Below are 26,285 nucleotides of genomic sequence, written 5' to 3'. Positions count from 1 at the left end.
ATATCACTCCCGATCCACGAATCTGGTAATTGGGTTTATCTCGCGGCATGGTATAATTGTGCCAAAGGAAGAAACTCATGACGTTACTTGAACAAGCATTCGCCGAGGCTGCCAAGTTGCCTGCCGCTGAACAGGAATTGCTGGCGTCCCGTCTTCTCGCGGAGATGGCTGCTGAAGATGAATTTGATCGAGCGATCTCGCGAACCTCGGATCAATTGGCAAATCTTTCGCGAGAAGCTCTCGCCGAGTATCGAGCTGGGCTGACCGAGGAGCTCGATCCGGATCGGCTATGATTTCGCGTAACACCCGCAGTTTCCGCGAATTGTATGCGGCTTTGCCCACACGTGTTAAACAGCAGGCTCGTGAAGCCTATCGCCTTTTTAGCAACGATCCCTACTACCCAGGCTTGCACTTTAAGCAGGTCCACCCAGATCCCCCAACGTACTCCGCGCGAGTTGGCATTAGCTACCGTACCGTGGGAGTTTGATAGGGAGATTTTAATGGGCAAATTGACTTGTCTTGAAGTATCCCGTTACATTCAAATAGACTTCACGGACATGAGAGGTAAGTTCACTCTAAATATTGGAGTTTGCTATGCGTCGACTGTTGCTAGTTGCTTGTCTGTTTGGATTGCCACTTGAATTTACTCACGCCGCGACGGCAGCTGCCGAAAAGGCTGCCGCTCCCCTCCCTGCTTGGATTGTTTCCACGTCTCCCAAAATCGGCGCGACCGACATCGATCCCAAGCTCACCGAAATCACGGTGACCTTCGACCGCGACATGAGCGATGGCATGAGCTGGACCGGTGACGAGAAAGACGAGATGTTTCCCGCCGATCCCGATAAAGAGGCCTCGTGGAAAGACAAACGCACGTGCGTGCTGCCCGTAAAGCTCAAGCGAGGCAAGTACTATCGTGTCGGGATCAATTCCAAGAGCTTTCAGAATTTTAAGAGTGCTGCTGGTGAATCGGCCCCCTGCTCGGTGATTTGCTTCACCACCCGCGGCTCTAACAAAGCGATGCAAAGCCGCGTTCGTGCCCCGCAGATTACGAAAATGGTCCCCGAGAATGGCGCGACCGACGTCGATCCCGAGTCGAAGGCGATCCGCATCACCTTCAATGTTCCGATGGGCAAAGGGATGTCCTGGGTCGGCGGCGGGGCGAGTTTCCCCGAAGGATTGGCCGATGAGAAGCCAAAGTGGACGAGCGACGGCAGAACCTGCATTTTGCCGGTCACGTTAAAACCCGACAATCAATACAAGTTGGGCCTCAACAGTTTGCAGCACGTGAATTTCCAAAGCAAATGGGGCGTGCCACTCTCGCCGGTGAATTACGAGTTTAAGACGAGTGGTGAAAAGTAGAGTCAGTCTTTGACCTTAAAATCGAACGAGCCGCAGACGAGTTGCTTCACTCGTTCTGGATCGATGGGCGGTGCGGGAGGTCCCCAAGCGGGGCCTGTTCCTGGCAATTGTTTCATTTCGACGTGGTAGTCGCCCGCAGGAAGTTTTCCCAGAGGGATCAGCGCGAATTGAGCACCACGCGTACCGTAATAGTTGGATGCCACGAAATGGTACTTGATGGTTATTGACTTCCCTTCGCGAACGATCTGATCAATAACGACTGATCGGCCATGGGCATGTTTGTAAAAACAAAGTGTAAGCTCATCAGATGCGGAGTTAGTGCCGGTGGGTTGGTGAGAGTCTGCGGTAAACTTTTCCATAGCCTGTAAAGCGGCAAAGTTTGTGGCGGTAATAATGAAACCTTCTCCCGCAGGTTTGTCCCTTTCATGGCGTGAAAGTGATCGTTCTATTCGCATAACGGTAGAATTCTTGAGGCGTTCTTCAAACAACATGCCATTGAGTTTCTTTCGACCTCCTTCAAGTTCATAAATATCTTTTGTACTCGCCAGTTTATGCCCCCATATGTCCTTGAGTGGAATCACCACGGCATTTTCGCTCAGCTTGCTATCGTCAGGCCGAGGAGGTTCCCAGATCGTGAAAGAAAAAGATTGGCAGATATGTTTCTTTTGCTGATCGTAACCAAGTGGCGTAAATCCGGCTTTATAAAACTTTTTGTCCATTCCCACCTGTTTAAAATGGACGCGATATTCACCAACGGGAAGTTTTCCCAAAGGAATCAACGCAAAATGCACCGTGCTTTCCGACGTATAATGTGGAATCGGTTGATAGCTGACAGTAATATTTTTCCCCGTACGCGCAACTTCCGTGAGCTGAATGTAATAGCTGAGTGGATGCGAAAAGAAGACAAGCGTCATTTCGTCACCAATAGGAAATGAATTGGTCCAGTTTTCAGGCTTGCCATGCCGCATGACACCTTCCATGAGATGGGGTATCTTGCGAAGTGTGTGGAGGTCGATCAATCTTGGAATCACAAAACCTGGCACCGCATTATCAGAAGCAACTTTGCTTGATAAGTGTTGTTGGATCTCTTTAATGGCGGTTTCACGCTCCCGTTCATAATCTTCAAATCCCCATCCTGGAAAATATTTTTCGTGGAATCTGCCAAGATCCAAGCCATGAACGTCGCGAGTGCCTTGCATCTTGTAGGCCCAGATGCTTTTGAGCGGGATCGTGATCGTTTCATCCGCACGACAAGTAGCAGATAATACAATTAAAAGTACGGCAATAAGAATTCGCATGGCTGATTTACTCCACACGTAAGCTACCATCTCAAGGCAAAATTGGGGACAGAAGCTTGTCGCTAAGCTGTCAGATTGGTAATGAAATAATCAATATTTGGCGTGGCTGTTGCGCAATGCCGTCAATTGACCCTCCACCGCTTCGGCATTAGGATTGCCCTAACGCGAACAGGATCGTGCGCTCGCACGATCAATCTCTCCTATTCACTCGTCGAGGTGATCCATGAACCTGCCCGAGGATTTTTCCCGCCGTAATTTTCTGCAAGTCTCCGCCGTCACTGGCGCGGCTTTGTTAAGCACCCTCCCTCAGAATGCTTTCGCTCAAGCGGCTGCCCCCGCGCCGCCGACCGGCCCGTACAAGTTGCCGCCGCTTCCTTACAAGTTCGATGCCCTTGAGCCGTCGATCGATGCTAAGACGATGGAGATTCATCACGACAAGCATCACGCGGCATATGTGAACAATCTCAACATTGCCGTGCAAGGGACCGATCTGGGCGATCAAAGCGTTGAAGACTTGATCAAGAATTTGGACGCCGTTCCCGAGAACATTCGCACGGCCGTGCAAAACAACGGTGGCGGCCATGCGAATCATAGTTTGTTCTGGACGGTGATTAGCCCCGATGGCGGCGGCGATCCGTCCGGCGAATTGGCCGCGGCAATCGATAAAGATCTCGGCGGCTACGAAGCCTTCAAGACCGCACTGACCGAAGCCGCGACGAAGCGCTTTGGCAGCGGCTGGGCCTGGCTCTGCGTGGGTGACGGCGGCAAGCTACACGTCGAAAGCACCGCCAATCAAGATAGCCCGTTGATGCACGGTCACACGCCGATCTTGGGTCTCGACGTTTGGGAACACGCTTACTATCTCAAATACCAGAATCGCCGACCAGAATACATCACGGCGTTCTTCGACATCATCAACTGGCCCGAGGTGGCGAAGCGCTACGCCCAGGCCAAGGGATAAGTTCGCACCAACGAAAAAGATTTTGGCAAATGCCAGCAAGCCCAGGAACTGTGTTTCCTGGGCTTTTTTTGTTGACGCGAACCCTTTTCCGAACTCGCTGCGTAATGATGTTGAGGAGTCGGTGGCCTGGGGGGCACACCGACGCCTCGCAGGAATCTTACGGCACGGAGCAGAAGGAATCTCGTCATGTCACTGGCCATTCGACTAGGAAGTGGAATCCTTTCTTTGACTTTGCTGGCGCTTGGCAACACAAATGCCACTGCTGGCAAACCGCAGGTGGCGTTTGATTTTGGGCGGATCGCGGAATGTGTCGACGTGACCCCCGCCAACAAAGCGGATCTTTATCCCGGCGAAAAAATCGTCGAGGTGAAGTTGCGCGTGTCGGTCCACTTGCTCGACGGCGACATCAGCGACGTGAAAGAAGTGCGCGTCGAGGTGGGTGATAGCGATAACCGCATGCGAGTCCACAGTTTTGCTCCCTGCACTCAATTGGCGAGCCATCTCAGCGAAGACATCGAATGGTCGAAGACCACCGAAGATACCAACTCGTTGGCTGCCTCGCTGGGTGGCGAGTTGCCCACGCCCGTGGGCGGATTGATCGCCCACGTGACCCCCACGATCAGTGGCGCGAAGACGAATCACGAAAAGATCACCGAGAAGCAAGTTCGCCTAGCGCCGAAGTTTGCCGTCGTGGCAAGCGGCACGATCTCGCAGGAGCACGGGGTGTTCTTCAAACTCCGTTCGTCGCCCCAAACATCACTCGAAGGGACCCACGAACTGATCGTGCGGTTCATTGTTCCGGAAAATTGGCGGGGGGATTCGATCCGTGTGTGCTGCCAAGCCACGGGCACGGAAAAAGTGCTGTGGATGTCGCAGCAAGCCACCTGGGCCCACACTTGCAGCGGCGTGGCCCTGTATCTGGCCGGCGATGCCCGAGCCCGCCAAGCGGCGATCCGCTTTGTCGATTCCCGCGGCTAAAGCTTCAATGATTGGGGCATCAAGATTTGGGGCGTGAACAACTGTCACAGACAGTGTGCAGCACTCGCACACGAACGGATCTCCGGAACGAAAAATCCTCGGGGAATCGGGCCCAGTGAAGCTGGCACAAGCGTTGCATTCTTAATGGCTGGATTAAAGTCTTTCCAGTCAGAAAAGTGAGGTGCATGATGAATGCCCATGTGTTCAAGCAACCTGCGACGCTTCCCCGCTTGTTCAGTTGGGCCGCTCAGGTCAGTGGCGTGGTACTCTTTGTGGGTTGGGTTGTTTTGGTGGTCGGCGAGCAATTTCGTACGCAATTCGACTTTCCAGTTGCTAAATCGTTCCTGCAGGCCGCAGCGATCGTAGGAGTCTTTGTCGGCTACCTGTTGAGCCGGAAATATGCCGTGCCTGGGAGCATCCTGGCCTTGGCAGGAACGGGTTGCTTCTTTGCAGTTTCGTATTTGACCACCGGCGTTTGGCCTCAATTGAGCGCCTTATGGTTCGCGGTTCCAGCCGTGCTGACGCTGGTCGCCTGGGAATTGACCCAGAAACTACGCCGCAAGCACGCGACTTAGTTGGGTTACGTGAATCAGGTGCGGAGTAGTTGCATCTTTCCGCACCTGTCTACGAAACTTTGCCGCACGGACGGTGTTTGAGCATCAGTCCGCTTTCGTTGCACCGACCGCGAAGGGGGTTTATTATACCAGGACTGCGAAATCCGGGCCGCGTCCGGGGAGTAGCTTCATTCAGTCACTCGAGTAGATAGCTGATTGGTCATGACTTTTAAGGGACAGAGCATGCTCGAGTTTTGTCGTTGCACAGTTTTCACACTCTGCTGTGTTGCTGTCGTTTCAACTGCCAGCAAGTGTTGGGCGGTGCCTGGCGTGCCCGTCCTGCCCACGACCCCCGCCGATTACGTGGGCTACGCGGTCACCAATATTCCCGCCTACTGGAAAACGGGTGGCATACTTGCTCGGAATAATACGCCCGGCGACAATCCCATCACCAATGAAGGTGCGGCCCTGGGGCGAGCACTGTTTTATGACAATCGCTTGTCCCATGACAACGGCACAAGTTGCGCATCATGCCACCGGCAGGAAAACGACTTTTCCGATCCCAATCAGTTCAGCGAAGGTTTTGACGGCGAAGTGACCCCACGCCATTCGATCGGCTTGTCGAACAATGCCTACTATTCCCGAGGCAAGTATTTCTGGGACGAACGCGCCGCAACGCTCGAAGCGCAAGTTCTGCAACCGATCCAAAACGCCGTTGAGATGGGTAGCACACTGGCCGAGGTCAGGGGTAAACTTGCCGCAACGAGTTTCTATCCCCAGCTTTTCCAGCAAGCCTTCGGCACACCTGATATCACTGACGAACGGATTTCCAAAGCGATGAGCCAATTCGTCCGTTCGATGGTTTCGTATCAATCCAAATTCGACCAAGCCGTCGCGGCCAGCCCAAATCCGAATTTTCCAGACTACGCGGCGGTCTTTACGGAACAAGAACAGCTGGGTGCTGAAATTTTCCATCGCAACAGTTCGTGCAGTGCTTGCCATGCCAGCAATCTGCAAGTGGCAAACAACACCCACAACATCGGACTCGATCTGACAAACGAAGAGGACGCCGGTGCAGGCAATGGCAAATTCAAAACTCCTTCGCTGCGTAACGCTGCCGTGCGGAATGGCTTCATGCACGATGGTCGTTTCACGACGCTCGAAGAAGTCGTCGAGTTTTATGTCTCGGGCATTCAGGCCAACCCGTTCCTTGACACACGTTTAATCGCGGCCCAAAACTTCGGCACATTTAATCTGACCACCGAAGAGAAGGCCGCGCTTGTGGCGTTCTTGAATACGCTCACCGACAACACGTTTCTCACCAGCGACCTGTTCAGTGACCCGTTCGTATACGTGCCGGGGGATTTTGACGGTAACGGCGAAGTCGACGCGGCGGACCTCGCGATCTGGCAGTCCTCATTGGGTGTCGATGAACTGGGCGATGCCGACAACGACGGCGATACCGATGGGCGTGACTTCCTCACGTGGCAGCGCAATATAGGCCTGACCTGGGAGGATTTCGTCGGGCTCTCGGCGACTTCCACGGTGCCCGAGCCTTCGTCGCTCTTGTTATTCAGCATCGCGGCCGCAACAGGTTTGTTGAGACGAAACCGCCGCATAAAATATTAGACGGCTAGCTTGATTTCTCCCGTGGCGTGATAATTGCGATGCAGCAGCACATCACGTCATATCAAATACGCGGGAGATTCGCATGTCTGTTGATCCCATGGCCAAGTCTAAGGCCGATTTGGCCACCATCGTCGACCATATCAGCGTGCGGGATTCGCCCGTGGGGATCGATGCACAATACACCCATGCGATCATCATCACGTATTTGCAGCAGATATCGGCACGGCTCGATGCGCTGGAAGAACGCTTGAACAAGTGGGATTCTCTGGCAGCCAACCAGTGAGCCGCCGGCCATGAGTTCTTCCCCAGCCACGCCCGAAGCGGAAGCGGCCAAGCATCCGCTCAGCCCGTCGAAATTGTCGTACATGTGGCGGGCGCTCGCGCATCGTAACTTTCGGCTGTTTTTTTACGGGCAAAGCATCTCGCTAATCGGCACATGGATGACCCGCATCGCGACGGGTTGGTTGGTCTATCGACTCACGGGTTCCGCATTTTTGCTGGGCGTGGTCGGCTTTGCCGGGCAGTTTCCCTCGTTTGTGTTGGCCCCATTTGCGGGCGTCTTTATCGACCGCTGGAATCGCCATCGCCTGTTAATCGTCACGCAAGTCTTCGCCATGTTGCAGTCCTTAGCCATGGCCGTGCTGACGCTGGGTGGTTGGATCACGATCTGGCAAGTCTTGGTCCTGAGTGTGTTGCAGGGGCTGATCAATGCCTTCGATATGCCGACACGACAGGCATTGCTTGCTGAGCTGATCGACAACAAAGAAGATTTGTCGAATGCGATCGCACTGAATTCCTCGATGGTCAACGGCGCTCGACTCTTAGGGCCATCGATCGGTGGCATTATCATCGCTGCGGCAGGCGAAGGCTGGTGCTTCATGGTCGATGCGGTGAGTTTCATTCCGGTGCTCGGTTCGCTGCTATTGATGAAAGTCATACCGCGCTTGCGAGATCGTTCACGCGAGAAACATATCCTGCTGGAACTACGCGAAGGTTGGAGTTATGTTTCGCGCATCCGCACGATCCGCAGCATTTTGTTGCTGCTCGCCCTCGTAAGTTTGGTCGGCATGCCCTACACAGTGTTGATGCCGGTGATGGCCGAAAAGGTTCTCGGCGGCGGAGCGAACACTCTGGGCCTGATGATGGCGGCGACGGGCGTGGGCGCGCTGATTGGGGCCTTGTTTCTTGCCGCGCGTAAGACTGTGCTGGGCTTGGGTAAATACATCCCTATGGCCGCCGGTGTTTTTGGCACGGGATTGGTGTTGTTTGCGATGTCGCGATCGCTATGGCTCTCGCTTCCCCTGTTGGTGATCACGGGATTCGGATTTATCAACCAACTTGCCGTGAGCAACACGCTACTGCAAACCCTAGTCGACGAAGACAAGCGCGGCCGTGTGATGAGCTTTTATGTGATGGCGTTCATGGGAACCGCCCCGTTTGGCAGCTTACTCGCCGGCACGGTGGCCGAGCGTTGGGGGGCTCCTACCACGCTGTTTCTCGGGGGGATTGGCTGCATCCTGGGGGCGCTATGGTTTTTTCGATTGTTGCCAGAGCTGCGGGAAGAGATTCGCCCGATCTACCGCAAGAAAGGAATTTTGCCCGAGATCGCCACCGGCCTTCAAGAAGCGACCGAACTGCGCGTGCCGCCGGAGTCGTAGAATCGTGCTCTGTAGCTGAGGTCTATGACCTCGGTCTTCAACATCCGGCCTCACAGAGGGCCAGCCACAGAAATCAGCTTGCTCGAGCTTTCAGAACCAATCGCACGTCGGTAAAACTCATCCCCGCGCGTTGTGCGGAAACGATGCCCGGATCACCATCTTCAAAAACGTGACACTTATCGGCAGGGACTTTCAGCCGCCGTGCCGCTTCGAGAAACACATCCGGCGCGGGCTTGGGCGCCACCGGATCGCTGGCCGTGATAATCACGGGAAACAAATCGATCGCGTCGATCGTTTCGAGAATCGCGTGAACCATATCTTTGGTTCCACCTGAAACCACCGCCATCGGTAGCTTCCCGAAATATGCGTGAGCCGTGGCCAATACTTCTTCGACCGGTTTGGTCAAATGGATCTGTGCTGCAAAGCGAGCTTCCTTATCGGCGGTGATTTCATCACCATCAAGCTCAACGCCCCACAGTTTGTTGATTTCCAACACGATGCCGTGCGTGGGCACGCCAGCGTGGGTATCGATAAACGAGCGCGGGCAATCGATGTTGTGCGCCAGCAGCGTATCCCGCCACGCGGCGTAGTGGAGGGTCATTGTGTCGGCGAGCGTGCCGTCGCAATCAAACAACAGCGCGGCGGTTCCGGGCGGGATGGGGAGCATGGCGAGGCGGGAATTGAGGGTGAGATTTGAAGCGGTAACGAATTATTTTACCAGAAGATGTCGGCGAGGCGAACCGCAACCCCAGCGAATTGAGGGGTTTCAAAACACCAAGGAGGCCCTGCCGTTTCAGCCCGATGTGGCAGATCGGATCATTGGTTCCAATGGAATTAACGATAAAAGGCTGAATTCGCTGTTAAGCAAATTAGCATGAAAGATCCCCCGCGAGCAAAAAAAACATTTGAAACATCCAGCCAACATGCTAGATTGAGGCTGGAACAGAATCTTATCGAGACACTCGTCTCAGAACAAAAGAGGTGCATTATGTTCGCACGTTTTTTGCCGAATATGATTCGGTCTGCATTGGTCTGCCTGTGCTCAGACTTAATTCTGAACAATTTCGGTATCAGGCCAAGGTATAAATGTAATCGCCCTAAGGGGTGATCCATTTCTTGCGATAGATATTAACAGCCCAGGATATTAACATCAGAGCTGTGTAGTTTCATCGCCATTTGGGACCATCAGTCTGCAGACGTAGTGGTAATAACAGTTTGCGTATATTTTGAAGAGGAATGACTCATGAACCAAAATAGAACCCGCGCTTGCGTAACTTTACTGCTCACTCTAAGTATCGGCATTTCCCTGGCTATGACGGAAAATGCCTTTGCTTTGAGGTTTGCATTGTTGGAGTCTGGTGACGGACCAGATACTTCAGTGGCACTCTGGGTCCGCGGCCTTAGTGATCGCTCGTCTTTTGATGCCCAAGAACTCATTGCTCCTTCCGGAGATGTTTTTGATGAGGAGAGCGCTCTTGGGTCAAGCATATTTGGCCTGCACCTTCGGGACTTCGATACACTCGAAGATGCAAATACCTATACGACTGGAGATTGGCAAGCTACGATGCGCACAAGCTTTATCTCTGGGGAAACTAGGCTCTTTGATTTCACCATTAACGATCTTTCCCCTGCGACGATAAATCGGACAGCTCCGACTCTATTAACCCCATCTCCTGGTCAAGTGATCAAGAATGGCAGCACATTTCGCTTTTCCTGGGATTACCTGGGGGCTGATGAACCTCCGAGAGGATCTCTTTTCACGACCATCCCCCAATTTCCAACGATAAGTGGCCGAAGCCTTACCGGTGTTTCGTTACCAACACCTGGGTCGACATCGTCATCATCGGGCTCTACGGGAACTGGCGACCGCCGGTTTTCGCACTCGATAACGAATGTGCCTGGTACGGACCAATATCGTTTCCTGTCGACATTAACGGCTGCAGAGGCCGCGCTGCCGTTGGATGTCGAGATAACTCTTGGATCGTTAGTGAGTTTAAATGATGCCATTGTGCCCGGTGATTCGACCGACGTCGGAATTTTTGGTCCGCCCGAGATTAGTTTGTACTACTCACGCTTGAATGAACCATTTTTCATTACACTTTCGACGGTGCCCGAGCCGACTTCTGCCATGCTCTTACTTTTGGGGGGCTGTGTTTCGTTGATGACTTCTGCCTCTCGCGCACGGACATATTATTAAATCAGCTCGAGCAAAACGCGCTGGACTTTGGTGACACAGGAAGTTTGCCTTCTATCGCGGCTACCTAAAGCTTGCGCGAGGGGCTCGCACCTGATTCCAAAGGTCCAAGCCGTGTTCTTCCGTGCCGAGCGGCCAAGGGTATTAAAAATATGAACTTGGTATCTGCGGTCGTGTCCGTACATGGTACTCAATCACAACCATTCGCCAACACGACTCCTATGCCATCTCCCTGGCTCGTTTCCACTGAGATAATTGATCATCGGACGCCGGACGTACGGAAGCGGGCCCTGGAGCTTGCCGGCAATGAGCGCGATCCTATGATCGTGGCCAAGCATTGCTTTGAATGGGTTCGTGATGAGATCAAACATAGTTGCGATTACCGGCTGAATCCGGTAACTTGCCGGGCCTCCGACGTGTTGGCCGCGGGCACTGGCTACTGCTATGCCAAAAGCCATTTGCTTGCAGCCCTCTTGCGAGCCAACGGCATTCCGGCGGGCTTGTGCTATCAGCGACTAAGTGTAGATGGTATTGGACCGCCCTTCTGTTTACACGGATTGAATGCGGTCTTGCTTCCCGAGATGGGTTGGTATCGTATCGACGCCCGCGGCAATCGGGCCGACATTAGCGCCGAATTCACACCACCTCTCGAGCGATTGGCATTCCCGATACACATTGCCGGTGAGTACGATTTGCCGCAGATTTATGCCGAACCGCTGAGCGTGGTGGTGGCTGCTTTGCAGAGGCAACCAAACCTGGGATGCGGTGCTGGCCAATCTGCCCGACGACCCATCTGCGGAATGAACCCCCTTGCGGAATGAACCTACTTTCTTGGGGCTGGGTCCACGTAACAATAGGTGGAGAACGAGAAAGCAAGTTACAAGCAGCGAGGTAGAGCATGTCGGCGGAGTCAGCCACGGTCGAAGCGAATTCCAGTTCCGCAATAGAACAATCAACGGTCATCACCGTGCTCGCGGCGCTGAGTTTCTCGCACCTGCTTAACGACATCATGCAGTCGCTGCTCCCGGCGATTTATCCCCTTTTGAAATCTCAGTATTCGCTGAGTTTCTTCCAGATTGGTTTGATCACGTTCGTGTTTCAATGCACCGCTTCACTGCTTCAGCCGGTGGTGGGCATTTTGACCGATCGTCGGCCTTGGGCGTTTTCGCTCTTGTTCGGGACGATGTTCACGTTGACGGGGCTCTTAGGCTTGGCCGCATCGACAAGCTTTGCCGGCATCTTGGTCTCCGCGGCGTTCGTAGGGATCGGTTCGTCGATCTTTCATCCCGAAGCCTCCCGCGTGGCTCGCTTGGCATCTGGCGGCCGCTATGGATTTGCCCAATCCTTGTTTCAAGTGGGTGGCAATACCGGCACGGCCATCGGCCCGTTGATCGCAGCGTTTATCGTCATGCCGCGCGGCCAAGGGAGCATCGCCTGGTTGTCGTTGGGGGCATTGTTGGCGGCTGGGCTCTTGATGTACGTCGGGCGCTGGTATCAACGCCATCTTGTGAGTTATCACGCGAAGTCTCGCTCCACGGCGGGTGCGAAAGCCGCGGGCCTTTCTCCGTCGCGTGTGCGGATGTCGATTGCAATCTTGTTGGCCCTTGTGTTCTCCAAGTACATCTATTTGGCGAGCCTCACGAGTTATTACACGTTTTATTTGATGCATCGTTTTCACGTGTCGGTGACAGATGCCCAAATGTATCTGTTCGTGTTTTTGGGAGCGGTTGCCGCAGGTACGCTCGGCGGCGGACCGGTTGGTGACAAGCTCGGTTTTAAGACCGTCATCTGGGCGTCGATCCTCGGCGTGTTGCCGTTTACGCTCGTATTACCGTATGTGAATCTTCACTGGACAGTAGTGCTTACCGTCACTATCGGTTTGATTTTGGCCTCTGCCTTCTCGGCAATCATTGTTTACGCCCAAGAGTTGATCCCCAGCCGCGTGGGCTTAGTGGCCGGCATGTTCTTCGGCTTCGCCTTCGGCATGGCCGGAATCGGTGCCGCGGTGCTTGGTAAACTGGCCGACCGGTATGGCATCGAAACCGTTTATCAAGTGTGTGCCTTTTTGCCGTTGATGGGGCTGCTCGCCTATTTCTTGCCGAACATGGACCGTAAACACGCCCGCGATGACATTCAGGCCCATTTGGCATCGCCCGAACTCGATGCGTGAGAGAAAAGAGTGCATCAACGAAAAACGCCCAGGGACGGCACTCCCTGGGCGTTGAATTTCAGTCGTTATTCTGTCGCGAATCAGACTTCCTTTTCTTGAATCCATGACATCATCTTCCGCAATTCTTTGCCGACCTGCTCGACGGGGTGATTCCGCTCGCGGCGGCGAACTGCCTTGAAGGAAGGGGCCCCCGCCTTGTTCTCGAGAATCCACTGGCGAGCGAAATCGCCGTTCTGAATCTCGGTCAGGATCTTCTTCATTTCCTTCTTCGTCTCTTCGGTCACAATCCGTGGGCCGCGGGTGTAGTCGCCGTACTCGGCCGTGTTCGAGACGCTGTAACGCATGTAGTTGAGACCGCCCTGATAGAAAAGGTCGACGATCAACTTCAATTCGTGCATGCATTCGAAGTAGGCCATCTCGGGTTGGTAGCCAGCTTCGACCAAAGTTTCAAAACCTGCCTTCACCAAGGCAGCAGCACCACCGCACAGCACGGCTTGCTCGCCGAAGAGGTCGGTTTCGGTTTCTTCGGCAATCGACGTGCGGATCACGCCGCCGCGGGTACCGCCGATGCCTTTGGCATAGGCCATGCCAACTTTGAAAGTCTCTTCGCTGGCCCCATCGCCGAGTGCGATCAAGCAAGGGACGCCGCCGCCGGCCACGAATTCGCTGCGAACTAAATGGCCAGGGCCCTTGGGAGCCACCAGCAGCAGATCAACTCCCTTGGGAGCAACCACTTGGCCGAAATGGACGTTAAAGCCGTGCGAACACATGAGGATATTGCCTGGCTTGAGATTGTCGCGAATCTCGGCCTTGTAAGTGTCGCCCTGCACTTCATCGGGCAGCAAAATGTTCACGACGTCGGCTTGCTTGGTGGCATCCGCCGCGGACATCGGCTCGAAGCCATGGCTCTTGGCGAGGTCGTAGTTCGCGCCGCCAGGACGCTGGCCGACGATGACTTTCACGCCGCTGTCACGTAGGTTTTGGGCGTGGGCATGGCCTTGTGAGCCGTAGCCGATGATCGCGACCGTCTTGCCCGTCAGGGCTTTCATGTCGGCATCTTTGTCATAGTAAATCGTAGCGGCCATGAGATTTGCTCCCGTCTGTGTTAGCTTCTGACTCCCGGAATATCACGCAGAGGCGCAGAGGCCGCGAGATGCACTCCGGAGTAAATAAAATAAAAGTGTTTTGTAAATTTGTAGATTGAAAGTGATATGTTTATCTCACGCTCTGCGAACTCCGCGCCTCTGCGTGAATAATTCTTCAACTATTTTGCGACGGCCTCGGAGTCGACCGCATGGATCGAGCCGTGCTCGGTTGGTCCATCGGCCAAGCCGCGCACCATCGCGATCCGTCCCGTGCGTACCAGTTCGACAATCCCGAAGGGACGCATCAGCTCGACGAAGGCTTGGATCTTTTTTTCCTGTCCCGAGATTTCGACGATCACTTGGTTGGGGGCCACGTCGACGATCCGGCCGCGAAAGATTTGGCACAGTTCGCCAATTTCGGTCCGCTTGTTTTCATCAGCGCGAACCTTGAGCAGCATCAAATCGCGTTCGACGAATTCCTTGGAACTGATGTCGTCGACGCGCACGACGGTCACGATCTTCTCGAGTTGCTTGCGGACTTGTTCCAGCAACGAATCGTCGCCGACGACGACAAACGTCATCCGCGAGAGTTGAGGGTCTTCGGTCTCCCCGACGGCCAGGCTGTCGATGTTGTAGCCCCGCGAGGAAAACATCCCCGCCACGTGGGCCAACACCCCCGGCACGTTCTGCACCAAAGCAGAAAGAACATGACGCATAGTGATCGACTCCGGAATGTAACGAAACCTTCGATGATAATCGGCCCAGGGGCCCGGAACAAGCCTTGCCGCTAAGCCGCTAGCGGCTACTAGTCGGCCTCGCGGCACGGGAAATCTCGGGTTATTTGGTTGTTCCCGGTTCCGCGAAGTGCTAGTCTAAACGGTTTTCCCACTGTGTATTTACGACCACAGGGGAAGCTATTCCCTGTCACGCAAGCCGCCACCCCAGCGGATTGGTCCTTTTGGGCGCCGATGTCGACGACCGCGATACCTCCCCAGGCTGATGTTTCCACCAACGCTGCGGCTGCCGAACAGGCGGACATGATCCGCATTCGTGGGGCCCGCACGCACAATCTGCAAAATATCGACCTCGATATTCCGCAGCATCAGTTCGTGGTCATTACTGGACTCAGCGGGTCGGGCAAAAGTTCGCTCGCATTCGATACGCTCTTGGCCGAGGGACAGCGGCAATACATCGAAAGCCTGTCGGTTTATTCCCGGCAATTTTTCGATCAAATGCAACGCCCCGACGTCGACGTCATCGAAGGCTTGCAGCCGACGATTGCCATCAATCAACAAGCGGCCAGCACAAATCCCCGCAGCACCGTAGCGACCGTCACCGAAATCTACGATTTCTTGCGCGTGTTGATGGCTCGCGCGGGTCAAGTTTGTTGCCCTGACTGCGGCACGCCGATCTCACAGCAAACCCCTACCGAGATTCAGCAACACATCCTGGGCTATCCCGAGCAAACCAAAGTGATGATCCTCGCACCGATGGTGCGTGGTCGTCTGGGCAAGCATCAAGAAGTGTTGGATCGCATCCGCCGCGAAGGTTTTGTCCGCGTGCGGATCGACGGCCAAACTTACGAACTCGATCAAGTCCCCGAACTCAAAGCGCGGCAGCATCACAACATCGAAGCCGTGGTCGACCGCGTAATCATTCGCGAAGGGATTGAAAACCGTCTCGCTGAATCGGTGCGCTTGGCTATCAAACATGGCGAAGGGGCGTTACGGATTTCGGTGCTTACTCCCGAGGCCAAAGCTAAGCTCAACGATAATGGAGTCAACGGCAACGAGTCCAATGGCGGGGCGTCCAATGGCACAGCGTCCAACGGCCAGGGCAACGAATTCTGGGAAGAACGCGTTTTCAGCACCTTTTATGCTTGCCCCGACTGCAAACGAAATCTGGCCGAGGTCGAGCCGCGCACTTTTAGTTTCAATAGTCCTTACGGCGCCTGCCGCACGTGCGATGGCCTCGCGACGCGCGAAGGCTTTGATGCGGACTTCGTCGTGCCCGATTTGGCGTTGACCTTGGCAGCCGGCGCAATCGCTCCTTGGCGTGGAGCAGGCGGGCCAAGCAAGGAAGAACAAGAAAAACTGCTCGCCAGTTTTGTTAGCAAAGCCAAAGTCAGTTTCGAAACTCCGCTCAGCGAATGGCCCGAAGAAACGCGGCGGCAATTGCTGCACGGCGACGGCGGGAAGTTTGTCGGTGTACTCGCCCTGCTCGAAAAAGAATTCACCGATGCGAAGCGGGAAAGCTCGCGCGAACGATTGGCCATGTTTCGCGCGCAAGTCGTGTGCAGCGATTGCGGTGGTTCACGGTTGCAGCCCGAAGGACGTGCCTGCCGTTTGGGTGGCAAAGCGATTCATGAAATTACGGCCCTGCCGATTGATGCCGCCTTCACGTTTTTTCAAGAACTCAAATTTCCTCCGCAGCAACAGCCTATTGGTGAACCGCTGGTCGCGGAAATTCTGAAACGGCTCAAGTTTCTCAAACAGGTCGGCGTGGAATATATCGCGCTCGACCGCGCGGCCGACACATTGAGCGGTGGTGAAATGCAGCGTGTTCGACTGGCCACGGGAATTGGCTCGGGGCTGGTAGGTGTGCTTTACATTCTCGACGAACCGTCAATTGGCCTGCATCCGCGTGATAACGATTTGTTGTTGGAATCGTTACGAGAGTTGCAGCAGCTCGGCAACAGCGTGCTGGTTGTCGAGCATGATGAAACCGTAATGCGGACCGCCGATTGGCTCATCGATATGGGCCCCGGGGCCGGTGATCGTGGCGGCTTGGTCGTCTCGCAAGGGACGCCCGCCGAAGTGATGGCCGATGTAAATTCGCTCACCGGGAACTATCTTTCCGGGCGGATGCAAATCGAAATCCCCGCCCAACGCCGCCGCGTGGCCAAAACGCGGATGTTGGAACTCGAAGGGGCGAGCGTTCACAACCTGCAAAACATCAACGTCGAATTTCCGCTCGGCACATTCACCTGCGTCTCCGGCGTGAGCGGTTCGGGTAAGAGTTCGCTCGTGGTCGATACGCTCGTTCCCGCGCTGGCACGCAAACTTAACGGTGCGAGTTCTAAACCGGGTCCGTACAAAGCACTGCGTGGTGTGAGCAAGCTCGAACGGTTGATTCACGTCGACCAATCCCCCATCGGTCGGACACCGCGCTCGAACCCCGCGACCTACACGGGCGTGTTCGACGAGATTCGTCGCGTGTTCATCGGCACCAAGCATGCCAAGCAACTCGGCTACAAGTTGGGACGATTTAGTTTCAACACCAAGGGTGGTCGCTGCGAGGAATGCCAAGGTCAGGGTGTGCAGCGGATCGAGATGCGATTCCTGCCCGACTTGTTTGTGAAGTGCCCCGTCTGTCATGGCCGCCAGTTCAATCGCCAAACGCTCGCCGTCCGTTATCGTGAAAAATCGATCGCCGACGTGTTGGCGATGAGCATCGACGAAGCCGCGCTCTTTTTCGAGAATCACCCGGCGATTCATCGCATGCTCACAAGCTTGGTCGACGTTGGGCTCGGCTATCTCACCGTGGGGCAGCGCTCCACGACGCTTTCGGGGGGCGAAGCCCAGCGAATCAAGCTCGCCGCCGAGCTGGGTCGACCCGCCCCCGGCAAGACGATGTACGTGCTCGACGAACCGACCACCGGTTTGCACACCGACGACATCAAACGGCTGCTCGGCGTGTTGCAGCAACTCGTGGAGTTGGGCCACACCGTGCTGGTGATCGAGCACAATCTCGACGTAATCAAAGCCGCCGACTGGGTGATCGATCTTGGTCCCGAAGGGGGCGCTGGGGGCGGCCAATTAATCATCGCCGGCACACCTGAAGACGTGGCCCAATGCGAAGCGAGCCACACAGGCCGCTATCTGCGGCAGTTCCTGAAATAACGAGGCCGCGCAGTGTTGTCACTGCACGGCCCTGTTTTGTTGATCAGCAAATAGATTTTACTTGCGTCGGATTCCAGCAAATGCGAGCAGGCCTACCCCAGCGATCAGCAAGCTGGACGGTTCGGGAACAACCGTAACGAAAGTGCCAATGTTTACAATTGTCATATAAGGTTGTCTACCAGTTCCTCCATTTGATGTAGTAACTGTTGGATCAAAGTACGGAGGTGTTTCGCTTACCAGGTTTAGTGAGAAGGCAGAAGCTTCTAGCCCTACAACCGAACTGATTTCAATAGGCTGGCCGAACATGCTGAATAGCCCGCCAGCTGTCAAGAGATCAAGGATATCGGTGGTGTCTGCAAAGTCGATATACGCATCACCCAAATACAGTGCTTCCTGACCGTCGACCCACAGTCGGGCAGAAATGGCTGAAAATGCTGCGAATGGTACTTGAGTGTCATTTTGGTCGACGGCGTTAGTGCTAACACTGGTTTCGAGTTGAAATTCGGCATCATCTTCGCCAATCATCCAAGGATCAGGTGATGTATCGTCATATAATCGCAATTGACCCGTCCATGAGTATGTTAGCTCACCCGCGTTGCAAGTAGCCGTTTGGTAATTTAAGAGACTAAGAAGTGCTAATAGATTTATGCATAAGAAATGGATCTCGGCTTTCATGAGTTTCCCTTCGTGGCAGATTCAGTCTAATTCAAGCAATATATTTTCGTTATCTCCAGCCGCAAAGAACAGATTGGCTATTTTGTACTAATTTTCGCCTCGGCATCTCTCGTAAATAGGCGATTTTACTACAACTTGTTTCAGTCAATATGTTTAGGTATGTTGATGGTTTTGCTATCAGCCACTCGGCTTCACTATAGAGTACGCGACATGTCCGATCCCTATTTCCAAACTCTGTTTGCCGACCGCATTGGTGGTGCCCAATATGGTAAAGGCACCGCGATCTATAAGTTCGAGAAAATCAAACGCGCCAAACGCCAAGCCCTTGCCGAGCACCCTGAGCGCAAGCTACTCGACTTCGGCATTGGCGAGAACGATGGCGTGGCCGACGAAGTGGTGCTGCACACGATGGCCGAGGAAATCGGCAAGCCCGAGAATCGTGGCTACGCCGACAACGGCATCGGGGAATACAAAGAAGCCGTCGCACGTTTCATGCAACGTCAATATGGCGTGACGCTTGATGCCGCCACTGAGATCAATCACTGCATTGGCTCGAAGACGGCGCTAGCGATCTTGCCGGCCGTGTTTATCAATCCGGGCGATGTGACGCTCATGACCGTGCCCGGCTATCCGGTCGCTGGCACACACACGGCTTACTACGGCGGCGAAGTTCATAAATTGCCGCTGCTGGCCGAGAACAATTTCTTGCCCGACCTCGCGGGGATTCCAGCCGACATCAAGAAGCGCGCGAAGTTGTTGGTGCTGTGCTATCCCAATAGCCCTACGGGTAGAACGGCGACCCGAGAGTTTTACGAATCGGTCATCCGTTTCGCGAAAGAGAATTACATCGTGGTGGTACAAGACGCCGCGCATGCCCTGCTCTCCTTCGATCAAGAGCCCAACAGCTTCCTCGCCGTGCCTGGGGCTAAGGACGTGGGCGTCGAAGTCCATTCGATGTCCAAGGGCTTCGACATGATCGGCTGGCGGCTCGGCTGGGTGTGCGGCAACGAGCGCATCGTCCGCGCCTTTGCCGACGTAAAAGACAATTGCGACTCCGGCCAATTCATCGCCATTCAAAAAGCCGCCGCGGCCGCATTGGACGATCCATCGATCCCCGCGCGGATTCACGCCAAGTACAAACGACGGATGGAAAAACTGGTGGCCACGCTCCAGCGCTGCGGTTTCAAGTGCAGCATGCCGGGAGGAACATATTTTCTTTACACACCATCGCCCAAAGGTTTGGATGGTGGGCCTTCTTTTGACACTGCGGAATCGGCGAGCCAGTACCTGATCAAAGAACAATCGATCTGCACCGTGCCTTGGGACGACGCCGGCGCGTTCTTGCGGTTCAGCATCACCTACGAAGCTGCCGACGAGGCCGCTGAAGACGTTCTCATGGCGGAAACAGAAGCCCGGCTGAAGAACATTAAGCCTGTGTTTTGAGTCGTGCCGACCTCTCTCATTTACTTTGATGAATCGAAGATATATCCAATCAAAAATGGCGAAAAAGCCTTATCAGAGCGTGACGCGCGACCGTAAGCTGCTTCTAGTTTTTCTTTCAATCTTATCTTTTCCGCTCAAGGGTGATTCATGAGATTTTTGCTGACCCTTGCCTTCATGCTATTCGCAGGTTTGTCGACACTTGCTGATGAACAATCGACCCTTGCCTTCCCCGGTGCCGAAGGCTTCGGCGCTAACGCGCAAGGTGGCCGCGGTGGCGAAGTCATTTTCGTTGAGAATCTGAACGACTCTGGCCCCGGGAGTTTCCGCGCGGCCTTGGAGACTCGCGGACCTCGCTACATTCTGTTCAAAGTCGCGGGCATTATCGAACTCGAAAAGCCGTTGGAATGCCGCCGACCCTATTGCACGATCGCGGGACAATCGGCCCCCGGCGACGGAATCTGCCTCAAGAATTACAACTTCACGGTTCGCGCGAACGACGTTGTGGTTCGTCATTTGCGTTTTCGTCCCGGCGATGAACCCGCGGCAGCTCTGCGCGAAAAAGGCAAATCGTTTGAGCCCGATGCCGTCACGATTAGTGCCCCCTCGCGGAATGTGATTCTCGACCATTGCTCGGCCAGTTGGTCGACTGATGAAACCTGCACCGTGTCGGGCGAAGGAATCACAGATGTCACGGTCCAGTGGTGCATCATTTCCGAATCGCTCAACAAGGGAGCCCATCACAAAGGGGACCATGGCTTTGGATCGTTGATCCGCACCAACGGCGACGTCAGCTTTCATCACAATCTTTATGCCCATCATCGCACTCGCTGCCCCCGTCCGGGCACTTATGGCGATGGCAGCTTGTTGTTCGATTTTCGCAACAACGTCATCTATGACGGCAACGGCTATTCGGCCGAAGATCCCGTGCGGATGAATTACGTCGGCAACTACCTCCGCAAGCTCAATGGTCCGGCGTTTAAAGTCGGCGGTGATACAACCGAAATGTATCAGCAAGGCAACTTCCAAGAAGATGCCGGCGCGAAGAACGACGATTTCTGGCAACTCGTCAGAAGTGTGCAGCCACGGAACAAACGCAGGGAACCGTTTGAAGTGGCAACCGTGGAAACGCAACCCGCCGAAACTGCTTATGAAGCCGTGCTCGAATCCGCGGGTGCGACCTTACCAAAGCGCGATGCCGTCGATGCCCGCGTCGTGAAACAAGTTCGCACCGGCACGGTGGGAATAATCAACTCACAGGCGGACGTGGGTGGTTGGCCCCCTTACCACTCGGCTGCTCCTGCCAAGGATTCCGACAACGACGGCATGCCCGACGCTTGGGAAAAAGAGCATGGTTTGAATCCCCAAAAGGACGACCATCTGGGCGATCCCGACGGCGATGGCTATCCCAATCTCGAAGAGTTTCTCAACGCCACGGTGCCAAGCTCGCCATAAAGCCGCGTCCGTCGGTGGCGCTATTCGTTTTGCGATTGCCTCGTTCGACGTAGCCACACGCCCCCTTCGCGTCCCATACCAAACGCGAAACCCAACAGCGCGCCGATGGCAATCAACACGAGCGTCATTGTTCGCAGATTGCCAAGATTGGCGATAAAAAATGCAAAGCTCCCGTCCTTATCGAACGGCGCGAACTGCCATTCAATGACGATGCCCAAGAGCAGCGCACTCAACCCGGCGATGACACCCAGTGTCTTCGATTTCATCCCCGACATCGCGCCACAGCCAAGCCCCACAAGCGCCCCGGGCAGCACCATGGGATACAGGCTCTGCTTAACGGCATAAAAGAAAATGAAGTAACCGACGGCTCCGCCGATGACGCCACCGAGAATGGCGAGCAGATAGTTAGCAGGTGTTTTTGTCGGCATATTGCGCATCCAAGACAATGGAAGATAACACAGCTCGACTCGGTTCTATTCTCGCATTTTGACAATCTGCCGCAACAGCAGAAGCAGTAATTGTGACGACGAAGAAACACGTTGGATTTGCGTAAATGACGCGGTTGGTTTCGCAAGCATCCGCATGGTATGATTCCAGTAGGAGAAAAGTCATGTTATTGCAGCAACATATCCATATTGATCCTTCGTCGGGCAAGCCCTGCATTGTTGGGACCGGGATTCGGGTTTGGGATATTTACGTCCTACACGAGCGGCAAGGAAAATCGCCCGACGAGATTGTGGCAGCTTTTCCTCACCTCTCTCTGGCAGATGTTCATGCGGCCATGGCTTACTATTGGGATAACCAATCGGCCATTGACCAGCAAATGAAGGAAGCCGATGAATTCGTGGAGCAACTAAAGGCCAACAATCGTAGCCCACTGAATCTCAAGCTGTCCGCGCAGGAAAATGGCAGTGATACGGTTTCATCTTGATGAGAATGTTGATCACGCGATTGCTCATGGGCTGCGATTGCGTGGACTTGATGTGACAACGACAAGTGATGCTCAACTCATTGCGGCGACCGATGCCGAGCATATTGCGTTCGCTTTAGCAGACAGTCGTGTTATTTTCACCCAAGATCAAGATTTCTTGCGTCGTCACACGACCGGAGATCATCACGCAGGAATCGTTTATTCACGACATGGGTCGCATTCTATTGGCGAGATTGTCCGGTATTTGCACTTTCTCAGCGATTGCCTCGAACCGCAAGACATGCGTGGTCAACTCGAATTCTTTTGAGCTGTTTTCCATGCACTTCTGTTGATAATCTATCGACATTGATCAATGGTTCTTGAAGCGTTGCGCTACCATGCTCCTTACCTTCGTCATCCTCTACCTCCTCGCCTCAATTGCCGTCGGGCTCTGGGTTGCGCGGCGGGTGAAAAACACCGAGGACTACGCCGTCGCGGGGCGGTCGTTGCCGTTGTCGGTCATCATTGCCACGACGTTCGCCACGTGGTTTGCTGCAGAAACCGTGCTCGGCATTCCCGCCAAATTTTTGCATGGCGGCATGTCGTCGACCGTCGAAGATCCCTGGGGCGCGGCGATGTGCTTGATCCTGGTGGGGCTTTTCTTTGCCCACAAGCTCTATCCCATGTCGCTCCTCACGATCAACGATTTCTATCGTGAACGGTACGGCAAGAAGGTCGAGCTCTTCTGCTCGGTGGTCGATATCTTTTCGTATCTCGGTTGGGTCGCCGCGCAAATCACGGCCCTCGGATTTGTGTTTGCCGTGCTGACCCACGACGAAATTAGCACACGCCAAGGAGCCTTCATCGGCACGGCCATTGTTCTGCTCTATACCGTTTACGGCGGCATGTGGTCGGTCGCGATCACCGATTTTTTCCAGATGATTGTGATCGTGCTGGGGCTCACCGGCATCGCCTTCATCGCGGGCGACATGGCGGGTGGACCAGCCAAAGTCTTTGAACTCGCCTCCGAGCGTGATCTCTTGCGCTTCTTTCCCGATGCGAACTTCAAAGACATCATGTTCTTCATCGGCGCGGGGATTACGATCATGTTTGGCTCGATCCCCCAGCAAGATATCTTCCAGCGCATCATGTCAGCTAAGAGCCAGCGCGTGGCCGTCGCGGGACCGATCATCGGCGGGACCGGCTACCTCCTATTTGCCCTCGTACCGATGTTCATTGTGACGAGCAGTCTGATCATCATGCCCGAGGAAACAGCCGAACTGATGGGCAGCGACACCGAATCGCAAAAAGTCCTGCCGAAGCTCGTCGTCAACCACATGCCTGAGTTCGCGAAGATCATGTTTTTCGGCGCGCTGCTGTCGGCGATCATGTCGACCGCCTCGGCGACGATCCTCGCTCCTTCAACGGTGTTCGTGCAAAACATCTTGAAGCACTTCTGGCCGGGGATGAGCGACCGCCATGAGCTGCGCCTCATGCGCTACACGGTACTTGTCTTCACCGCGTTGGTTCTCATATACGCCCTGATCATGGAAGGAACTTCGGTTTACGATCTGGTCTCGACCACGTATCAACTGCCGGTCGTCGGCGCGTTTGTCCCGCTCGTCGCGGGGTTGTACTGGAAACGCTCAACCAACGCCGGCGCCATTCTGTCGATCGCCTCGGGTGTGGGGACCTGGATTCTGTTCATGGCCACGCCACTAGGCGAGCATTTCCCGCAACAACTCGCCGGGCTCTTCATGGCGATTGTGGGGATGGTTGTGGGGTCGCTGATCCAATCCAAGGAGTCGTTCATTATTCAAGAAGAATAGAACGCGGATGACACAGATTTGACCGATCTACGCGGATAAGTTTCTGGATTTTCAAACCACTATCTATCTGCGTCCATCGGCCCAATCCGTGTTCATCTGCGTTCTATTGATAAATGTCTGTCCAATCCGTCGCTTTTTCCGTAGATTGGATGGCTCAACTAGGGCGCATTGCCGTGAGAATCGTTGTCTCCCGAGGCTGATTGAATGTGGGGTTTGGAAATCGCCGTCATGCTCACCATGATCGGCGTGAATTGTATCTTCGCGGGTTACGAAATCGCCCTGGCTTCGATCACCGTCGCTCGTCTGCAGCGGCTCGCCACCGAGAATCGCGCGGGGGCCAAAGTCGCTCTCTACATGAAAGAGAACATGGAGGCGAGCCTCGCCGTGGTGCAACTCGGCATCACGCTCGTCGGTGCCATTGCCGCGGCGGTCGGTGGTGCGGGGGCCGACGAAAATCTGGCTCCCATCTTGGAAGCGAAATTTGATTTCTCACCAAGACTGGCCGAGTTTCTCGCGCTGATCTGCGTCGTGTTGCCTCTCACGGTGTTCACCATCATATTCGGCGAACTGATTCCAAAAATATTCGCGCTGCGCAATGCCGAGTGGGTTACGCTGCGGCTCTCGCCCTTCATGCGATGGTTTGCCTTCAGCGTCTGGCCGGCGGTCTGGATGTTTGAAACGGTGGTGATGGGCATCATGTCGTGGGGCGAAGGTTTGCGCAAGGAGGGTGGTGCAAAACCAGAAACCGCCGAGTTGCACGAAATTCGCGCGACAGCGGCCCTCGCTCGTGCCTCGCGATTGATCGGCCATCGTGAAGAAGGGATCATCCACGGTGCGACCGAAATGCAATCGCGACCCGTGCGCGATATCATGCTCCCCGCCGAGCATATTCGGATGCTTAGCATCAATGCCACGCTGGGCGACAGTTTGGTCACCGCGCATCTTGATATGCACACGCGCTTTCCCGTCGTCGAAACGCTGGGTGACCTGCAAACGGTGGTCGGTTATGTTAACGTGAAGGACATCATCGCCACGTTGCGGATGAATCCCAAAGACCCTTCGCTCCGTTCGATCGTGCGGCGGCTCCCCAGTTTTCGCGAAAACCAGCCGATTGCCGAATGCTTGGAACGCTTGATGCGTGAGCATACTCACATCGCGGTCGTGCGGAATGATCAGGAAAAAATCATCGGCATGGTGTCACTTGAAGATATCCTGGAAGAGCTCGTTGGTGAGATCGAAGATGAGTACGACCGCTTGCCCGCACATGTTGTGTCTTCGGGCCATGCGTGGGTCGTGGGTGGCGGCGTGCCGCTGGAACGCTTGAAAGTCGCGACGGGCATGAACCTTGTTGACGACCTTCCCCCCCGCGGGGCCAACACGCTGAGCGAATGGGTCATCGGCCATCTCGGCCATGAAGTCACCGGTGGTGAAACCTTGGAGCACGGCGCGTGGCGCGTGGTTGTGCGCAAAGTCCGCCGCAAGAAAGTACAAGAAGCCCAAGTCAGCCGCAGTGACGAATGACGAATAAAACGCGGAGGAACGCAGATCAAACGGATATTCGCGGATTATAGTCTTGTTCTTCTTGTACAGAATTCGATCCGCGCTCATCCGCCAAATCCGCGTTTGTCCGTGTTCTATCAATCTTTCTCCCCGAACCTTGCCCGCGGTCGACTGTCTTGTCTTCCATGGCAATTTCTTCCCAAACTGATGAGCCAGTCAACACGACGGCCAGCACGCTAGCCAAACCGCTCGCGCCGGAGGAAATCCGCGCCGGCGAATTCGTTTCACCGCTGCACGTGTTTTATGATTTGCCGTCGTTCTTCTGGGGTTGCGACTCGAAGCTCGAGCGCCGCGAGGAGTTGGTGCGGCTCTGCTATTTGCCTGAGACGGGGGGCGTGCCGCTGAAGGTGGTTTCTGTCTGCTTGCCGTTCGTCTTGGTCAAGCAACCCAACGGCGAGCGTCAAACGCTCGACGTGCGCAAAGTTCGTCTCGCCCGTCTGAATAGCGACTACGCTAAAACGGCCTGGAAGCTGTGTAAAAAAAAGACCGCTGATGGCCTCAAGCGTTTGTAGTGTCAAGCAAAACATAGAACGCAGAGGAACACGGATTTGGCTGATTTACACGGACCACGCAAGTAAAAAAATTTGGATCCGCGATCATCCGCCCGATCTGCGTTCATCTGTGGCCT

25 protein-coding genes are annotated in these 26,285 nt (G+C 54.7%); 19 read left to right on the top strand and 6 right to left on the bottom strand.

The features are described from left to right. Positions 1 to 77: 77 nt before the first annotated feature. Both SH678x_RS22985 and SH678x_RS22980 read left to right on the top strand, forming a co-directional pair. Entirely contained in the window at positions 78 to 293 is a 216-nt protein-coding gene (locus tag SH678x_RS22985) for a hypothetical protein (RefSeq protein WP_496920810.1), read from the top strand. 301 nt (positions 294 to 594) lie between these two features. Continuing rightward, a complete protein-coding gene (locus tag SH678x_RS22980; protein ID WP_496920809.1) occupies positions 595 to 1,359 on the top strand; it encodes an Ig-like domain-containing domain in 765 nt (254 codons plus the stop codon). A gap of 2 nt (positions 1,360 to 1,361) precedes the next feature. Here SH678x_RS22980 and SH678x_RS22975 read toward each other — a convergent pair whose 3' ends face one another. Beyond that, entirely contained in the window at positions 1,362 to 2,657 is a 1,296-nt protein-coding gene (locus tag SH678x_RS22975) for a hypothetical protein (RefSeq protein WP_496920808.1), read from the bottom strand. 223 nt (positions 2,658 to 2,880) lie between these two features. On the opposite strand from SH678x_RS22975, the gene SH678x_RS22970 reads away from it, so the two are divergent. From SH678x_RS22970 to SH678x_RS22945, 6 genes are all read left to right on the top strand, one after another. Continuing rightward, on the top strand, positions 2,881 to 3,618 hold the full coding sequence (locus SH678x_RS22970) for a Fe-Mn family superoxide dismutase (protein WP_496920807.1): 738 nt from the start codon (positions 2,881 to 2,883) through the stop codon (positions 3,616 to 3,618). Positions 3,619 to 3,804: 186 nt separating this feature from the next. Then, positions 3,805 to 4,596 carry a hypothetical protein gene (locus SH678x_RS22965; protein ID WP_496920806.1) on the top strand — a complete coding sequence of 264 codons (792 nt, stop codon included), beginning with the start codon at positions 3,805 to 3,807 and terminating at the stop codon, positions 4,594 to 4,596. Positions 4,597 to 4,781: 185 nt separating this feature from the next. Further along, on the top strand, positions 4,782 to 5,171 hold the full coding sequence (locus tag SH678x_RS22960; protein WP_496920805.1) for a hypothetical protein: 390 nt from the start codon (positions 4,782 to 4,784) through the stop codon (positions 5,169 to 5,171). A 309-nt stretch (positions 5,172 to 5,480) separates the two neighbouring features. Further along, complete coding sequence (locus tag SH678x_RS22955) at positions 5,481 to 6,779, top strand: cytochrome c peroxidase (RefSeq protein ID WP_496920804.1); 1,299 nt, start codon at positions 5,481 to 5,483, stop codon at positions 6,777 to 6,779. Positions 6,780 to 6,861: 82 nt separating this feature from the next. After that, positions 6,862 to 7,062, top strand: coding sequence for a hypothetical protein (locus SH678x_RS22950; protein WP_496920803.1), 201 nt, complete (start codon positions 6,862 to 6,864; stop codon positions 7,060 to 7,062). A 10-nt stretch (positions 7,063 to 7,072) separates the two neighbouring features. Then, on the top strand, positions 7,073 to 8,437 hold the full coding sequence (locus SH678x_RS22945) for an MFS transporter (protein ID WP_496920802.1): 1,365 nt from the start codon (positions 7,073 to 7,075) through the stop codon (positions 8,435 to 8,437). 73 nt (positions 8,438 to 8,510) lie between these two features. Here the strand turns inward: SH678x_RS22945 and SH678x_RS22940 are convergent, their stop codons facing one another. After that, entirely contained in the window at positions 8,511 to 9,104 is a 594-nt protein-coding gene (locus SH678x_RS22940) for an HAD family hydrolase (protein WP_496920801.1), read from the bottom strand. A gap of 576 nt (positions 9,105 to 9,680) precedes the next feature. On the opposite strand from SH678x_RS22940, the gene SH678x_RS22935 reads away from it, so the two are divergent. The 3 genes from SH678x_RS22935 (at position 9,681) to SH678x_RS22925 (ending at position 12,801) form a co-directional block, all read left to right on the top strand. Then, positions 9,681 to 10,634 (top strand): PEP-CTERM sorting domain-containing protein, encoded by a 954-nt coding sequence (locus SH678x_RS22935; protein WP_496920800.1) that lies wholly within the window; start codon positions 9,681 to 9,683, stop codon positions 10,632 to 10,634. Between the two features lie 149 nt (positions 10,635 to 10,783). Further along, a complete protein-coding gene (locus SH678x_RS22930) occupies positions 10,784 to 11,452 on the top strand; it encodes a transglutaminase-like domain-containing protein (protein WP_496920799.1) in 669 nt (222 codons plus the stop codon). Between the two features lie 77 nt (positions 11,453 to 11,529). Beyond that, positions 11,530 to 12,801 (top strand): MFS transporter, encoded by a 1,272-nt coding sequence (locus tag SH678x_RS22925; protein WP_496920798.1) that lies wholly within the window; start codon positions 11,530 to 11,532, stop codon positions 12,799 to 12,801. A gap of 80 nt (positions 12,802 to 12,881) precedes the next feature. On the opposite strand, the gene ilvC is transcribed toward SH678x_RS22925, so the two are convergent. Further along, complete coding sequence (gene ilvC, locus SH678x_RS22920; RefSeq protein WP_496920797.1) at positions 12,882 to 13,886, bottom strand: ketol-acid reductoisomerase; 1,005 nt, start codon at positions 13,884 to 13,886, stop codon at positions 12,882 to 12,884. 179 nt (positions 13,887 to 14,065) lie between these two features. Next, positions 14,066 to 14,602, bottom strand: a complete 537-nt coding sequence (gene ilvN, locus SH678x_RS22915; protein WP_496920796.1) for an acetolactate synthase small subunit — start codon at positions 14,600 to 14,602, stop codon at positions 14,066 to 14,068. A 174-nt stretch (positions 14,603 to 14,776) separates the two neighbouring features. Between ilvN and uvrA the strand changes: the two genes are divergently transcribed. Next, positions 14,777 to 17,788, top strand: a complete 3,012-nt coding sequence (uvrA, locus tag SH678x_RS22910) for an excinuclease ABC subunit UvrA (protein WP_496920795.1) — start codon at positions 14,777 to 14,779, stop codon at positions 17,786 to 17,788. Positions 17,789 to 17,845: 57 nt separating this feature from the next. On the opposite strand, the gene SH678x_RS22905 is transcribed toward uvrA, so the two are convergent. Then, entirely contained in the window at positions 17,846 to 18,463 is a 618-nt protein-coding gene (locus tag SH678x_RS22905) for a PEP-CTERM sorting domain-containing protein (protein WP_496920794.1), read from the bottom strand. 210 nt (positions 18,464 to 18,673) lie between these two features. On the opposite strand from SH678x_RS22905, the gene SH678x_RS22900 reads away from it, so the two are divergent. Together SH678x_RS22900 and SH678x_RS22895 are read left to right on the top strand one after the other, a co-directional pair. Then, complete coding sequence (locus SH678x_RS22900) at positions 18,674 to 19,906, top strand: LL-diaminopimelate aminotransferase (RefSeq protein WP_496920793.1); 1,233 nt, start codon at positions 18,674 to 18,676, stop codon at positions 19,904 to 19,906. A gap of 147 nt (positions 19,907 to 20,053) precedes the next feature. Beyond that, positions 20,054 to 21,358, top strand: coding sequence for a pectate lyase (locus SH678x_RS22895; protein ID WP_496920792.1), 1,305 nt, complete (start codon positions 20,054 to 20,056; stop codon positions 21,356 to 21,358). A 20-nt stretch (positions 21,359 to 21,378) separates the two neighbouring features. Here SH678x_RS22895 and SH678x_RS22890 read toward each other — a convergent pair whose 3' ends face one another. Next, entirely contained in the window at positions 21,379 to 21,786 is a 408-nt protein-coding gene (locus tag SH678x_RS22890) for a hypothetical protein (protein WP_496920791.1), read from the bottom strand. A gap of 182 nt (positions 21,787 to 21,968) precedes the next feature. Here SH678x_RS22890 and SH678x_RS22885 point away from each other — a divergent pair, with 182 nt between their 5' ends. The 5 genes from SH678x_RS22885 (at position 21,969) to SH678x_RS22865 (ending at position 26,169) form a co-directional block, all read left to right on the top strand. After that, complete coding sequence (locus tag SH678x_RS22885) at positions 21,969 to 22,289, top strand: DUF433 domain-containing protein (RefSeq protein ID WP_496920790.1); 321 nt, start codon at positions 21,969 to 21,971, stop codon at positions 22,287 to 22,289. Then, complete coding sequence (locus SH678x_RS22880; RefSeq protein WP_496920789.1) at positions 22,270 to 22,596, top strand: DUF5615 family PIN-like protein; 327 nt, start codon at positions 22,270 to 22,272, stop codon at positions 22,594 to 22,596. Before SH678x_RS22885 ends, SH678x_RS22880 begins: the two co-directional genes overlap by 20 nt. Before the next feature lie 70 nt (positions 22,597 to 22,666). Beyond that, positions 22,667 to 24,097 carry a high affinity choline transporter 1 gene (locus SH678x_RS22875; protein ID WP_496920788.1) on the top strand — a complete coding sequence of 477 codons (1,431 nt, stop codon included), beginning with the start codon at positions 22,667 to 22,669 and terminating at the stop codon, positions 24,095 to 24,097. Positions 24,098 to 24,301: 204 nt separating this feature from the next. Next, entirely contained in the window at positions 24,302 to 25,618 is a 1,317-nt protein-coding gene (locus tag SH678x_RS22870; RefSeq protein ID WP_496920787.1) for a hemolysin family protein, read from the top strand. Between the two features lie 164 nt (positions 25,619 to 25,782). After that, positions 25,783 to 26,169, top strand: coding sequence for a hypothetical protein (locus SH678x_RS22865; RefSeq protein WP_496920786.1), 387 nt, complete (start codon positions 25,783 to 25,785; stop codon positions 26,167 to 26,169). Positions 26,170 to 26,285: the final 116 nt, after the last annotated feature.

The organism is Bythopirellula superficialaquae (assembly GCF_059632245.1).
Note: the sequence above shows the minus strand (reverse complement) of the source record. Positions and strands in the feature narration are given on the sequence as shown.